General features: G+C 41.2%; 13 protein-coding genes. 5 read left to right on the forward strand and 8 right to left on the reverse strand.

The genetic code is table 11. The features are described 5' to 3' along the window. Nucleotides 1-36: 36 nt before the first annotated feature. On the reverse strand, nt 37-216 hold the full coding sequence (locus IAR63_RS07045) for a chlorophyll a/b-binding protein (RefSeq protein WP_187707081.1): 180 nt from the start codon (nt 214-216) through the stop codon (nt 37-39). Between the two features lie 107 nt (nt 217-323). Next, nucleotides 324-2834 carry a DNA gyrase subunit A gene (gene gyrA / locus IAR63_RS07050; RefSeq protein ID WP_187707082.1) on the reverse strand — a complete coding sequence of 837 codons (2511 nt, stop codon included), beginning with the start codon at nt 2832-2834 and terminating at the stop codon, nt 324-326. 322 nt (nt 2835-3156) lie between these two features. Here gyrA and IAR63_RS07055 point away from each other — a divergent pair, with 322 nt between their 5' ends. After that, a complete protein-coding gene (locus tag IAR63_RS07055) occupies nt 3157-3555 on the forward strand; it encodes a response regulator (RefSeq protein WP_187707083.1) in 399 nt (132 codons plus the stop codon). Nucleotides 3556-3574: 19 nt separating this feature from the next. Here IAR63_RS07055 and IAR63_RS07060 read toward each other — a convergent pair whose 3' ends face one another. Next, a complete protein-coding gene (locus IAR63_RS07060) occupies nt 3575-4453 on the reverse strand; it encodes a tetratricopeptide repeat protein (RefSeq protein WP_187707084.1) in 879 nt (292 codons plus the stop codon). Nucleotides 4454-4777: 324 nt separating this feature from the next. On the opposite strand from IAR63_RS07060, the gene IAR63_RS07065 reads away from it, so the two are divergent. Genes IAR63_RS07065 through IAR63_RS07075 form a run of 3 tightly spaced genes read left to right on the forward strand, consistent with a single transcriptional unit; the run spans nt 4778 to nt 8280 of the window. Continuing rightward, nucleotides 4778-6244 (forward strand): efflux RND transporter periplasmic adaptor subunit, encoded by a 1467-nt coding sequence (locus IAR63_RS07065; RefSeq protein WP_187707085.1) that lies wholly within the window; start codon nt 4778-4780, stop codon nt 6242-6244. A gap of 17 nt (nt 6245-6261) precedes the next feature. Beyond that, nucleotides 6262-7479 (forward strand): ABC transporter permease, encoded by a 1218-nt coding sequence (locus IAR63_RS07070; protein ID WP_187707086.1) that lies wholly within the window; start codon nt 6262-6264, stop codon nt 7477-7479. A gap of 24 nt (nt 7480-7503) precedes the next feature. Further along, nucleotides 7504-8280, forward strand: coding sequence for an ABC transporter ATP-binding protein (locus tag IAR63_RS07075; protein ID WP_328701245.1), 777 nt, complete (start codon nt 7504-7506; stop codon nt 8278-8280). 93 nt (nt 8281-8373) lie between these two features. Here the strand turns inward: IAR63_RS07075 and IAR63_RS07080 are convergent, their stop codons facing one another. Genes IAR63_RS07080 through IAR63_RS07090 form a run of 3 tightly spaced genes read right to left on the reverse strand, consistent with a single transcriptional unit; the run spans nt 8374 to nt 10439 of the window. Continuing rightward, on the reverse strand, nt 8374-9084 hold the full coding sequence (locus IAR63_RS07080) for a phosphate ABC transporter permease (protein WP_187707087.1): 711 nt from the start codon (nt 9082-9084) through the stop codon (nt 8374-8376). A 41-nt stretch (nt 9085-9125) separates the two neighbouring features. Next, complete coding sequence (gene dapB / locus IAR63_RS07085; RefSeq protein ID WP_006278231.1) at nt 9126-9962, reverse strand: 4-hydroxy-tetrahydrodipicolinate reductase; 837 nt, start codon at nt 9960-9962, stop codon at nt 9126-9128. 54 nt (nt 9963-10016) lie between these two features. Further along, on the reverse strand, nt 10017-10439 hold the full coding sequence (locus tag IAR63_RS07090; RefSeq protein WP_006278230.1) for a DUF29 domain-containing protein: 423 nt from the start codon (nt 10437-10439) through the stop codon (nt 10017-10019). 75 nt (nt 10440-10514) lie between these two features. Here IAR63_RS07090 and IAR63_RS07095 point away from each other — a divergent pair, with 75 nt between their 5' ends. Continuing rightward, nucleotides 10515-10889, forward strand: a complete 375-nt coding sequence (locus IAR63_RS07095) for a hypothetical protein (protein ID WP_235678378.1) — start codon at nt 10515-10517, stop codon at nt 10887-10889. A gap of 35 nt (nt 10890-10924) precedes the next feature. Here IAR63_RS07095 and IAR63_RS07100 read toward each other — a convergent pair whose 3' ends face one another. Continuing rightward, nucleotides 10925-11116, reverse strand: a complete 192-nt coding sequence (locus IAR63_RS07100; RefSeq protein ID WP_009342450.1) for a hypothetical protein — start codon at nt 11114-11116, stop codon at nt 10925-10927. A 101-nt stretch (nt 11117-11217) separates the two neighbouring features. Beyond that, the gene (gene hisF / locus IAR63_RS07105; protein ID WP_187707088.1) at nt 11218-11991 is read right to left on the reverse strand and encodes an imidazole glycerol phosphate synthase subunit HisF; all 774 of its coding nucleotides are present in this window, start codon (nt 11989-11991) and stop codon (nt 11218-11220) included. Nucleotides 11992-12510 lie beyond the last annotated feature (519 nt).

The following is a 12510-nucleotide window of genomic DNA, read 5'->3' on the forward strand; positions in this document are numbered from 1 at the left end:
ACCAGGTTCTCCAGGAAAAACCTTACGTATCAAAATCTATAAAATACCCCAAAAATGTAGGAAACCTTGACCAGAAAACAACTCAATTAAGGTTGCTGCTACAAAACCAATCATGGCCAAGCGACCATTCCAAATCTCGGCCTGGGGAGTGAACCCCCAACGCCATGCATTGCGGTCTTCTGGTACGGAGGTAACGGTTTTTGCTGCATTACTCATGGTTCGCACTCCAGTTTGAGTTTACTAAGTTTTATTGTCTTATGTAAACTAATATAACAAACATTTTCAAAAATGCAACATTCCTTTTTGCTATTTCTCTGGAAATGTTAACTTCCCGTTTCTAGGACTAAAACTACTGATGTAATTATTTCATCCCGAGTCATGGGGAAGATGTTCTCTCCTCTAGCATCTCTATCTAGGATGGGTATGGATTCTATAGATGTTTTGAGCATGCGATCTTTATTAGTAACCAGTGCTACTTCCTGACTGGTATTAGTCCTAGTTATGGCCACCAGGTTATCGGTTTTGTTATGGAACTTCAACATCTGTGTGCCCAAATCACCTCGATTACCCGGTCTTATACTACTACTGGATATTCTTTTAGCATATCCCTCCTGGGTTACTAACAGTAAATTTTCTTCTTGTCCAATCGTGACACACCCTATAATTTGCTGACTTTTAAGAATACGGAAGGATTGTAAACCCATGGCACCACGTCCCATAACTGGTAGTTGGTCATCGTTAATGGCAAAACGTAAACAACGACCTCCAGAACTGGCTAAAATCAGGTTGTGATTGGGATTGGTTAATTGGGCAAAACACAATTGGTCATCATCTTTTACCTTTAATATGGTTATTCCCCGCTTGCTAACATTGGTTAATTCTTCTAAGGAAAGCCGCTTAATTCTTCCTTGTTTGGTTACTATAACCATGTCATGAGTATCTTTGGTTTCCGGAAGGATAAAACGACCCAGAATCCCCTCCACATTCCCTTGAGCTGTGCTAGTGAGCAGAGTAATTAATGGTATTCCCCTGGGAGAACGGGCACTAATAGGGGAAATATCTCCCACTTTCGCAGGGTACACTTTGCCACTAGTATTGAGAATCAATAGATCTTGGTGGGTATTAGTTATTTCAGTTTGAATGAGAAAATCATTTTCTCCCATGATAGCTTCAGCCTTAGCTTTTTTGCTACCAGGAGCCAGACGACGTACGTAGCCACGCTGGGTAAATTCCAAAATGGCGGGTTCTGGTGGTTGTTCCTCCGGGGAAATTTTGGATTTTTCCTTTTCTCCTGGAGAGGATGGCTTGACCTTATCTGCTTTAACAGCTATGTGCCCAGGTATTAATTTAGTTCTTCTTGTATCCCCATATTTACGTTTGAGATTTCGTAAATCCTTTTTCAAGGATTTGAGTAACTCACGCCGGTCTTCTAAGAGTCTGCGCAAGGAAGTAATCTGCTCATTGAGCTGATGAAACTCTTCTTGTAAATTTTGCTGTTCTAAACTAGTTAAACGACGTAATGGCATAGCCAAAATAGCATCAGCTTGAGTTTCCGTTAGCTCTAATTGCTGACAAAGGACCATTTTGGCTGTACTACCATCGGGGGACTGTCGTAAGATTGAAATTACCTCATCCACAGCGGAAAGAGCTTTCAATAAACCAGCAACTATACTTGCTCGGTTTTCAGCTTTGCCCAACTCATAACTGTAGCGACGGTTAAGAGTATCTTCCCGAAAACGGAGAAACTCCTGTAACATTTGTCGCAGGCTTAACTGACGGGGTTGTCCTTCTACTAAAGCCAGCAGAATGGCTCCAAAGGTAGTTTGTAATGCCGTTTGGTGATACAGTTCCCCAATTACCTCCTCCGGGTTAGCATCCCGTTTGAGTTCAATTACTACCCGCATTCCCTGGCGATCGCTCTCATCACGCAAATCCGAAATTCCGTGTAAGCGACCTTGATTAACCAGATCAGCCACCTTTTCAATCCAACCAGCTTTATTGACCTGATAGGGTAATTCGGTGACGATAATCGCCGTGCGACGCTTTCCACCTCGGGTAGAAACAATTTCTTCCAGGGAAACCACACCACGTAGGATAATACCACCCTTACCCGTATTGTATGCTTCCTTTATTCCCCCATTACCAACAATTTGTCCACCGGTGGGAAAGTCCGGACCTGGAATTAATTCCAGTAGTTTTTCCTCCGTTAGGTCAGGATGGTCAATTAAAGCGATTAAACCGTCAACTATTTCCCCTAAATTATGGGGGGGAATATTAGTTGCCATTCCCACAGCAATCCCAGCACAGCCATTGATTAACAAAAATGGCAACTGAGCTGGTAAGACGGTGGGTTCCTGCTGGGAATTGTCGAAGTTGCCCACAAATTCCACCGTTTCCTCGCCAATTTCCCTGAGCATTGCTTCATGACCAATTGGTGCCAAGCGGGTTTCCGTATACCGCATTGCTGCTGGTGGGTCATTATCCACACTGCCAAAATTACCATGTCCCCCCAGTAGGGGATAGCGACTGGAAAAATCCTGTACTAATCTCACCAAAGCATCATATACAGCTTGGTCACCATGGGGATGGTATTTACCCAACACATCACCAACTACGCGAGCACATTTTCGATAGGGTCTATCTGGTGTTAAACCCAATTCGTGCATGGCATATAAAATTCGCCGATGTACTGGTTTTAATCCGTCGCGTACGTCTGGTAATGCTCGCCCTACAATCACACTCATGGCATATTCTAAATAAGACCGTTGCATTTCCGTGTGTAGGGCCGTAGAAACTACCTGTCCCGTGTTGAGAAGGTTTAACTGTTCTGCCATGAGTTCTTCCCTGAATTGTAGCTATATAAAACTCGTTGTAATTGAACACTGTGACAACTGCTGCACCACTAAAATATATGGGAGATGGGATCTCCTAATTAATTTTTACCGTTCTTTTGCCAAAAGAACTCTCATATTGTCCCTGATATGGATTCCACCCCTTAGATTATTGATTATTAGGCTTGCTGTTTTATGGTTAAAACTTAGGAAATTCAAACTAATGTAAATTATTTTCATTAATACATATCCCTATGAATTTATCTACAGTCTTTGGTTATTTTACCTCACCTACCTAAACCTACCTAATTGGATGGAATTTTTCATGAAGACAGTTTTGATTGTGGAAGATGACCTAATTAATGCTCGTGTCTTTACCAAGATTTTAACCAAACGTGCTGGTTTAGCGGTAAAACACACGGAAAATGTGGCAGAAGTTATCACCATCGCCCAATCAGGGGGAGCTGATTTGATTTTAATGGATGTTTCTCTTTCCCACAGTCTCTATCAAGGTGAGTCTGTGGATGGGATCAAAATTACACAACTGTTAAAATCTCACCCCCAAACAGCAAGGATACCTATCATTCTGGTCACCGCCCACGCCATGGACGGCGATCGCGAGAATTTTCTTAAACAAAGTGGTGCTGATGACTATATTTCTAAACCAGTTGTTGACCACCAACAATTTATTGCTCAAGTTAAGAATCTCCTGAATGGTAACTGAGAATCGTCTTGACCCATTGCTACTGATTGTCTATTGGGCTGGGTGTCTCTTCTTTCGGTTCTAGAGCTGATCTAATCTGAGGTAGTTCTAAAAACTTTTTAGCATCTAATAGTAACTTTGTTCCCCAAAGATTTTCTTTGAGAAACTCAAGATCTCCATACCTTTGATCTATTTTTAGGGCCTGTTCTCCCTTGGTTAAGCCCTGTTGACTTTCACCCTGGGTGTAAAGAGCTACTGCTAATGCTAAGAGAGCTTCCGCTGCTCTCTGGTCTATGGCAATTGCTTTTTCCCATTCTCTAATGGCACCCTTCACGTCTCCCTGTTCGTATTTAATTAGACCAATGTTATTAATTGCTGGCCAGAATTTCTTGTCTTGATTAGCAGCTTGGTTAAGTTGGGCGATCGCTTCTGGTAATCTACCCAACATGTAATAGGTATTACCTAAATTAAATAATCCTTCCGGATCATTTGGTCTTACTTTTAACCCTAATTGATAGTATCTTACTGAAAGTTGATAATTTTTCTGTTGGAAATTAGCTGATCCCAGGGCAAATAAAATATCGGGATTATTGGGGTTGAGTTTTTGGGCTTGTGTCAAAGAGGCGATCGCTTCTGGGAAATCCTTTCTTTGTACATGTAACTGACTTAACAAAAACCATACTTTATCATTTTTTGGTGCCAATTGCACGGCCAATTTGGCTCTGGGTATGGCCAGCTCAAACTGCTCAAATCGAGCCAGTTGGGCTGCTTCCTGGGCTAGTCTTAACCCTTGCTTTTCTAAATTTGCCCTATTGAGTTGTATAGTATACGGGAGAAGTGCCTGTGCTTGAACAGGATCGGGTAGACTCCATAAACCACAGACAACTAAAACAGAGATTAAACCAAGGTATTTCGGCACACTACCGCCTCTTAAGTCATAAATTAAATCTTCTTTACCATAGCTTAGACGATTTTTAACCGAAACAACATCAAAAATTTTGCTCCTAGATGTAAAAAAATCACAGGGTGGGAAATTTTCACTTCCTTAAAGAAATATTACGAATTATGAACTATGATTATAAATAGACACCCATTTATCAAAAATCAGTTCCAGAGGAGGAGTTAATACTCGTACTAGTTTAGGCAAAACAAATAAATAACAATGATTAGAACCAAAAAAACCTATTAAGACAGGCATTAATTTAAGTAAAAACACAAAAAAAATACAAAGAGGTGAGGACAAATGGTTAGCATAAGTAAACACGTTGAGATTCCTCTAATAGGTAAAAAAGGTCATTATTCCTGGCGGTGGATAATAGGGATCATGGCATCTGGGGTGTTAATATTGGGAGTAACAACCATCATAAAAGTTGGCAATTCTGAAAATCGTAAACCAGATATTAGCAAACTAACCGTTCCGGTAGAAGCCAAAGATCTCACCGTGAGAATTACAGCTAGTGGTAAGGTACAACCAATACAAAGTGTCAATGTGAGTCCTAAGAATGCTGGTTTATTGGCAGAATTAAACGTGGAGCAGGGACAAAAAGTGGACCAAGGACAAATAATAGCCCGCATGGATGATTCAGAGATCAGAATGGGAATTTTGCAGTTTCAGGCCAATTTAGAACAAGCAAAAGCCCAGTTAGCAGATGCTCAAGCAGGTAGTCGGGTTGAAGATATAGCCCAAGCCAAGGCCAGAGTAAACCAGGCAAAAGCCCAATTAGAAATCATTCGTTCAGGTAGTCGTTCCCAAGAGATTGAACAGGCAAAAGCGAGTGTAGAAGGTGCCAGATCCCAGTTAGAACTAACCCAAGCAAGACTCAACCGATATCAAAATCTGGCCAAGGAGGGGGCAATTTCCCAGGACACCTTAGACCAGTACATCACAGAAAATAAAAGGGCAAAATCCAGCTTACAGGAAGCGGAGAAACGATTGTCCTTACAAGAAGCTGGTAATCGTCAGCAGGAGATTAGAAAACAGCAAGCAGTGGTTACCCAAGAAATAGAAGGACTGCGCAAATTAGAAAATGGCAGTCGTCCCCAGGAAATAGTCAGACTCACAGCAGTGGTGGAAGCAGCAAGAGCCCAGTTAAAACGACAACAAGTTCAATTGGAAGATACCATTATTCGCGCTCCCTTTGCGGGAATCATCACTCAAAAATACGCCAATATTGGTGCTTTTGTTACCCCCACCACTTCCGCTTCCAGTAGTACCTCAGCCACTTCTAGCTCAATTGTGGCCTTAGCAAGAGGTTTAGAAGTGTTATCTTTAGTCCCGGAAGCGGACATTGCCAGGATAAAACAGGGACAGCAAGTAGAAATCATCAGTGATGCTTATCCAGAGCAAGTATTTACAGGACGTGTTCGTTTAATAGCACCCGAAGCAGTAATAGAGCAAGGTGTTACCTCCTTCCAGGTGAGGATTTTCATCGTCAATGGTGGAGATAAGTTACGCTCAGGTTTAAATGTGGATGTGACCTTTTTAGGCGATCGCTTGGAAGATGCTATAACCATTCCCACAGTTGCCATTCTCACAGAAGATGGTAAAACCGGGGTGTTAGTACCGGATAGTGATAACAAACCAAAGTTTAGGGAAATTACCATGGGAGCGCAAATCAAAAACGAAACTCAGGTTTTAACAGGAATACAAACGGGAGATTTGATATTTATTAATCCCCCCAAAGACTACAAAAGCAAAAAACCAAACTAAATGAAATATTAAAACCTATGAACTTTGTAGAAACCTTACAAATGGCTGGTAAAACCCTACTGGCAAATAAACTCAGAACCGCCTTAACCATGCTAGGGATTATTATTGGTAATAGCTCGGTTATTTTAATGGTTGGTCTAGGAGAAGGGGGACAAAGATATGTAGCTCAACAGTTAAATTCCCTAGGTCCCAATGTGTTGTTTGTAATTCCGGGGAACGAAGAAACTCAAAGGGTTTCTCGGGATGTAATCAAGACTTTAGTATATGCAGATGCTGAAGCTATTGAAACTCAAGTTCCTACTATTAAGGCAACTGCAGCAGAACTAAACAGTAGGCAAGTGGTGACCTATAAAAACAAAAATACTAATATCAACATCATTGGTACGACACCCAATTTCTTGAAAGTGCGCAACTTTGAAGTAGCTACAGGTAGATTCTTCAATGATTTGGATATGGAACGGAGTAACCAGGTAGTAGTTATTGGTAGTAAGTTAAAACAAAAGATGTTTGGGAATCAAAATCCCATTAGTCAGCGGATTAAAATAAAAAACACCAGTTTTCAAATAATTGGTGTGTTAACAGAAAAGGGATCTAATTTAGGTGTTGACTATGATTCATCTGCGCTAATTCCCATCATGACCTCAGCAAATCGCATAGTTGGGAAAACATCTCCCTATGGATTAGAGGTCACCTATATAACTGCTTCTGCTCAAGATGCTGATAGCGTAGATGCGGCAAAATTCCAAATTACTAATTTACTCAGACGACGCCATAAACTGGTGGGAGAAAATGACTTTACTATTCGTACCCAAAAGGATGCTTTACAAATAGTGGGTCAAATTTCCAATGCTCTGAGTTTGATGTTGGTGGGAATTGCTGGCATTTCTCTGTTTGTTGGTGGTATTGGAATCATGAATATCATGTTGGTTTCGGTAACTGAACGAACCCAAGAAATTGGTTTGAGAAAGGCTATAGGTGCTACCCAACAAGACATTTTACTTCAGTTTATTATTGAAGCCATTATTGTTTCCGTAATTGGTGGATTAGCTGGTACTGGTATAGGAATTGGTGGACTAAGTTTAGTGTCTTCCCTAGGGATAATAGATGCTACTACTTCCCTTAGTTCCATTCTCATAACCGTAGGTATTTCTGGCGCAATCGGTCTATTTTTCGGCGTTTTCCCTGCTCGTCGTGCTGCTCAACTAGATCCTATCGTGGCTTTAAGAAGTGCTTAGAAAAAGAATATAGGATAAACTTTTATGTCTACAACCTTGATGATTAGTGACTTGGTAAATGAATCTCTGGATGGTAATTCTTGCTCTCAACCAGAGATTATCCGCTTGGAGAATATATTTAAAGTCTATGGAACCGGGGAAACAGAAGTGAGGGCCCTGAATAATATTAACCTAGTAATTAATCAAGGAGAATATTGTGCCATCATGGGTCCTTCTGGTTCCGGTAAATCTACCGCCATGAATATTATTGGTTGTTTAGACCGCCCCAGTGGTGGTAATTATTATTTAGATGATGTGAATGTTGCTGATATGAATGATCAACAGTTGGCACAAATTCGCAATCTCAAATTGGGTTTTGTTTTTCAACAATTTCATTTATTAACTCAATTGACAGCTCTAGAAAACGTCATGCTACCCATGGTTTATGCTGGTGTTAAACCTGCAGAAAGAAAAGCCAGAGCTATAGAAGCTCTGATTAAAGTGGGTTTGGAAAAACGCCTGCACAATAAACCCAATCAACTATCGGGAGGACAACAACAACGAGTGGCGATCGCTCGCGCAATTGTCAATGCTCCAGTGGTACTTTTAGCAGATGAACCAACTGGTGCATTGGATTCTCGGACTACCCAAGAGGTGTTGGATATTTTTAGTGAGTTAAATAGTACGGGAATCACTGTAATTATGGTAACTCATGAAACGGAAGTAGCTAGTCAAACTAAACGTATTGTTTGGTTTCGGGATGGTGAAGTGGTTCATTCCCATCTCACACCCGAGGAACTACATCATTTGGTCAGCGGTTGATTTATCTTTTGTTTTTAAAAACCATTTTATGGTTCTAAGTGGGTGGGTAGAATTAAATATAAGATCAACCTACAAATAATTGTGCCTCCCTACTTAAGGTTGTTCATCATAGTAATCATCATCGGATTCTGGTCGAGACCTTGGTGTTTGGGAGCGACCACGAGGGGAGCTTCTAATGCGACGACTGACCTCACTAAATAAGTCCTCCCGCACATAAGGATAGTCACTTACCCACAAATTACGACCGGGGATGTAAATATTGCTAAATTCTTCAATTGTGCTTAAATCATCGCTGTTAGACATCACTAACATCTCCGCCACCTGACCACGGGCGATCGCCTTATGTGTGGAACGTAAGGGAGCATCAAATTCAATGGTGAATCCTGTGTTATCGCCAACTTCTAAATTGATCCGCTTTTCCCGATTTTCGATAATGACCAATTCTCCGCGATTATTGACTGTCTCTTGTTTGCCAATTACTTTTTCTGTAATCCACCAGTCTACAATCCTTCCTCGAAAAAAACCACCATATTTATAACTACGATATTTAAAATTACGAATACTCGCTTGATAAACGGGATACCATAACCAAAAAAAACCACCGAAAACACCAAAAACAAATACCAAACCAAAGTCCAATTGCAAAAGGTTTTTAATCAGCAAAATCACCACCACTGTCACCACAGAAATTAACAGTCTTTGGAGAAAATTATTGAATTTTCCCCAGTAGTATTTATACTGGTCACCACTAGCAATCAAAGGAATAATCTGTTCTAGTTTTTGCCGAGTCAGTGGAATAATCATAATCTAATCTTGCTCCCTAAACCTTGATTCCCCATCCGCAATCACAGGATTTTTTCTAATCCATATACCAATGATTTTAACTGATTAATCTTGCGAATGGCTAATAAAACTCCTGGCATATAACAAGAGCGATCGCTGGTATCATGACGCAGGGTGTAAATTTGACCAGCTGCACCAAAAATCACTTCCTGATGGGCAATAAGTCCAGGTAAACGCACGCTGTGAATCCTTATTCCTTCATCCGCTAAACAACCCCTCGCACCGGCAATTTTTTCCGTTTCTGTTACCTGGGGTGGGTTGAAGGTTTTACCCATATCTGCTAGTAACTGGGCAGTTTGAATCGCTGTACCACTGGGTGCATCAGCTTTTTGATTATGGTGAAGTTCAATAATTTCTACATGGTCAAAGTATTGGGAGGCGGTAATTGCTGCTTGTTGTAGCAGTACTATACCTATGGAGAAGTTGGGAATTATTAGACAACCCGTACTAGCTTTTTGGGCAAAGTCAGCTAAATTTTCCAGTTGTTGGGGACTTAAACCGGTGGTTCCCACCACGGGACGAATCCCATAGGCGATCGCACTGCGAACGTTATCATAAACCGCATCAGGATGGGTAAAATCAACCATTACTGGTGGTTGTAGTTGTCTTTCTCCCGCAACATAGCCCAATATGGGCTCTAATTGATTGGTGATGGGAACTTCTAGGGCTATATTTAGACCTGCTAATTCTCCAGCATCTTTTCCTTGGTGTTCTGGGGAGGTATCAATAGCACCCATCAGGATCATATCTGATGCTTGGGATATGGCTTTGATCACTTCCCTACCCATTTTTCCCCCAGCACCATTGACGATAACTGGTATGGTTGATTGATTGGTCATATTTTTTTGATCTTGTCTCCAAAAATTGGTTTTTGCTCATTCCACATTCTACAATTATGCCCAATAATTGGAATCTTGGATTTGGAAACTGCTGAAGGGACACTCCTCGGGAAAGTCTTGGTCGTCTAATCCTGTTTCTCTAATGGCTAGGTCTTTACCATCTAACCAAGCTTCTTCTAAGGCTTCATTCCATTTATTTTTCAACCCGGGATTTCGCTCCAGTAAACGGTCGATTTTCCGTCTCTGTTCCCGAATGGTGGCTTTCCAGCTGTTACTCCTATTGGCGGGTTGATATTTCCATTTCAGCAAATGACCGATCAGGATGCTCAACCGGGAACTTAGTTGGTCATAATGGCGGTTTCCCAAATCGCCAATCTCCTCTGCTAGATGTTGCCAATCTAAACTATTGATTTGGCGATTTAATAGAGCTTGGGACTGTTCCTGAGTCCATGTATAAAAGTCTGTTTCATACAGCATATCGGCTTTTCTGTTCCCGGTTCCTTACTCCTAGTCTAAAATAGTATCTTATTCTATTCACTTTCTTTCAACTTCATGAACAGAAAATTCCTGTTGACTTTGCTGTCTAGCCCAGTCTTGTTTACATCTGTTATCACTACGGTGATGATCGCTCAACCAGTTCATGCTACTCCTACTATCACCTCCGGTAAAACTCGTCTCTCCTGCGTGCGATCGCCTCATTCACCTACTACTGGCAAACAAATATGTATACAGATACCAGAAAGCACCTCTCCTCCAAAGTCTGAATCAATAGTAATAGCCAGCTCACAGCCTGGCCAATCAGAAACGGATGAGTTTGTTCTGACTGATGCAGAAAGTGATGAAGCTATTCAGCTATTTGGCTGTGATTGTCCCGTTTGTATTCGAGCTGTGCGCCAGTTACACGGATTAGCTCCTGGACCGCTTTAAACCATCTTTACCCTATTCGGTTGTTAGCACCGCTGTCAACCGATTTTTAACAGGTAGGCCATACAGTTCCCCATGAGGAAATATACCACTAACATGGCTGCTGCTGCTACAGCAACCAATGTACCCGCTAACATCAGGGAAAATTCCTTGTTCTCTATGGCCTTCTCCATTAGGTGGAGCGACCAAGCTACCAGTGCTACATCAAAAATTAGAATAGGAATCAACATAATTCTTAATATTTCTTAATACTAGTCAACTAATATTAACACTGTTTTTGAGAACTGTGTCTGACTTTGGTCAGAGATATACCTGGTTGCCAAGAGTAGGATTAGCAGGGTAAGCGGATGGGAACAGATTGTTCTTGCAAATAATTTTTAATTTGCGCAATGCTTAAATGCCCATAATGCAGTATGGATGCTAGTAAGGCAGCTTCTGCTTGTCCTTTAGTTAGAGCTTGGTGAATATGCTGACAATTGCCAGCTCCACCAGAAGCAATGACGGGAATCTCCACAGCTTGGGCGATCGCTCTGGTCAATTCCAGATCATAGCCAGCCTGGGTACCATCCGCATCCATACTAGTTACTAACAATTCACCAGCCCCCCTTTTTTCAACCTCCTGTGCCCAGGATAAAGCATCTATACCTGTATTTTCCCTACCACCTCGCACGTACACATCCCAACCCGTAGAGTCAGGTTCAACTCTCCTTCGCGCATCAATGGCCACTACAATGCACTGATTTCCAAAGCGATCGCTCGCCTCGTTAATCAAGTGCGGATTGCGGACAGCTGCTGAATTAATACTAACTTTATCAGCTCCCGCTCGTAACAAATCTTTAACATTTTCTAATGTTTGAACACCCCCTCCCACAGTCAAGGGAATAAAAACCTGGTCAGCAGTTCGGTAAACTACATCAATAATAGTATCACGGTCTTCGTGAGTAGCTGTAATATCTAAAAATACTAACTCATCAGCACCAGCTTCATCGTAAACCCTAGCTAGCTCTACTGGATCTCCAGCATCCTTCAAGTCAACAAAATTGACACCTTTCACAACTCGTCCAGCCTTGACATCTAAACAAGGTAAAATTCTTTTAGATAGCATAGTAATTTCTCTGTCTTTTGATAACTGTTGGCCTAGTCGTTGGCAAAATTGTTGTTGGGTTAGAAACTGGACATTCTACTGTATCCATTTTTTCGGTAAATGCCAACTGGTAGTGCTAGTTCACGTAAAAAACCAATTCTTCACAAAGATTTTCCCACCTGTATCCTGGTCGGCTAGTCGTTTATTTTTAGTTCTATTTACCTTGATCTGATGAACTATTGCCTGACCAAGAGTGGAAATTTGTAATTTAAACAAATCACAATAATACAATGCCTGCTTATACTTAGCTATTTACAGATACATCTCAACAACCTCGTATAAAAACAGACAAAGCCTTCCAATAGGAAGGAGCTTGGGTGGGTAGTCCAGCCAATTATGCTCGTCATGCCATATTGATTGGTTACTCGTTTTAGTTTAAACTTTGAGACCACTGTTTGGGTGAAAAAATCAACTGAGTTATTATAGAGGAAAAAGCAATCTTTAGGAAAGCTAAATTTCCAAATTCCAGTCCCTAGCTTA

This window comes from Cylindrospermopsis curvispora GIHE-G1 (assembly GCF_014489415.1).
Lineage (GTDB): Bacteria > Cyanobacteriota > Cyanobacteriia > Cyanobacteriales > Nostocaceae > Raphidiopsis > Raphidiopsis curvispora_A.

Bases quoted from the DNA above. Each gene is read 5' to 3' on its own strand.
- IAR63_RS07065 (WP_187707085.1), top strand. From the start codon at position 4,778: ATGGTTAGCATAAGTAAACACGTTGAGATTCCTCTAATAGGTAAAAAA.
- IAR63_RS07055 (WP_187707083.1), top strand. From the start codon at position 3,157: ATGAAGACAGTTTTGATTGTGGAAGATGACCTAATTAATGCTCGTGTC.
- hisF (WP_187707088.1), bottom strand. From the start codon at position 11,991: ATGCTATCTAAAAGAATTTTACCTTGTTTAGATGTCAAGGCTGGACGA.
- IAR63_RS07045 (WP_187707081.1), bottom strand. From the start codon at position 216: ATGAGTAATGCAGCAAAAACCGTTACCTCCGTACCAGAAGACCGCAAT.
- IAR63_RS07075 (WP_328701245.1), top strand. From the start codon at position 7,504: ATGTCTACAACCTTGATGATTAGTGACTTGGTAAATGAATCTCTGGAT.
- dapB (WP_006278231.1), bottom strand. From the start codon at position 9,962: ATGACCAATCAATCAACCATACCAGTTATCGTCAATGGTGCTGGGGGA.
- gyrA (WP_187707082.1), bottom strand. From the start codon at position 2,834: ATGGCAGAACAGTTAAACCTTCTCAACACGGGACAGGTAGTTTCTACG.
- IAR63_RS07090 (WP_006278230.1), bottom strand. From the start codon at position 10,439: ATGCTGTATGAAACAGACTTTTATACATGGACTCAGGAACAGTCCCAA.
- IAR63_RS07080 (WP_187707087.1), bottom strand. From the start codon at position 9,084: ATGATTATTCCACTGACTCGGCAAAAACTAGAACAGATTATTCCTTTG.
- IAR63_RS07100 (WP_009342450.1), bottom strand. From the start codon at position 11,116: ATGTTGATTCCTATTCTAATTTTTGATGTAGCACTGGTAGCTTGGTCG.
- IAR63_RS07070 (WP_187707086.1), top strand. From the start codon at position 6,262: ATGAACTTTGTAGAAACCTTACAAATGGCTGGTAAAACCCTACTGGCA.
- IAR63_RS07095 (WP_235678378.1), top strand. From the start codon at position 10,515: ATGAACAGAAAATTCCTGTTGACTTTGCTGTCTAGCCCAGTCTTGTTT.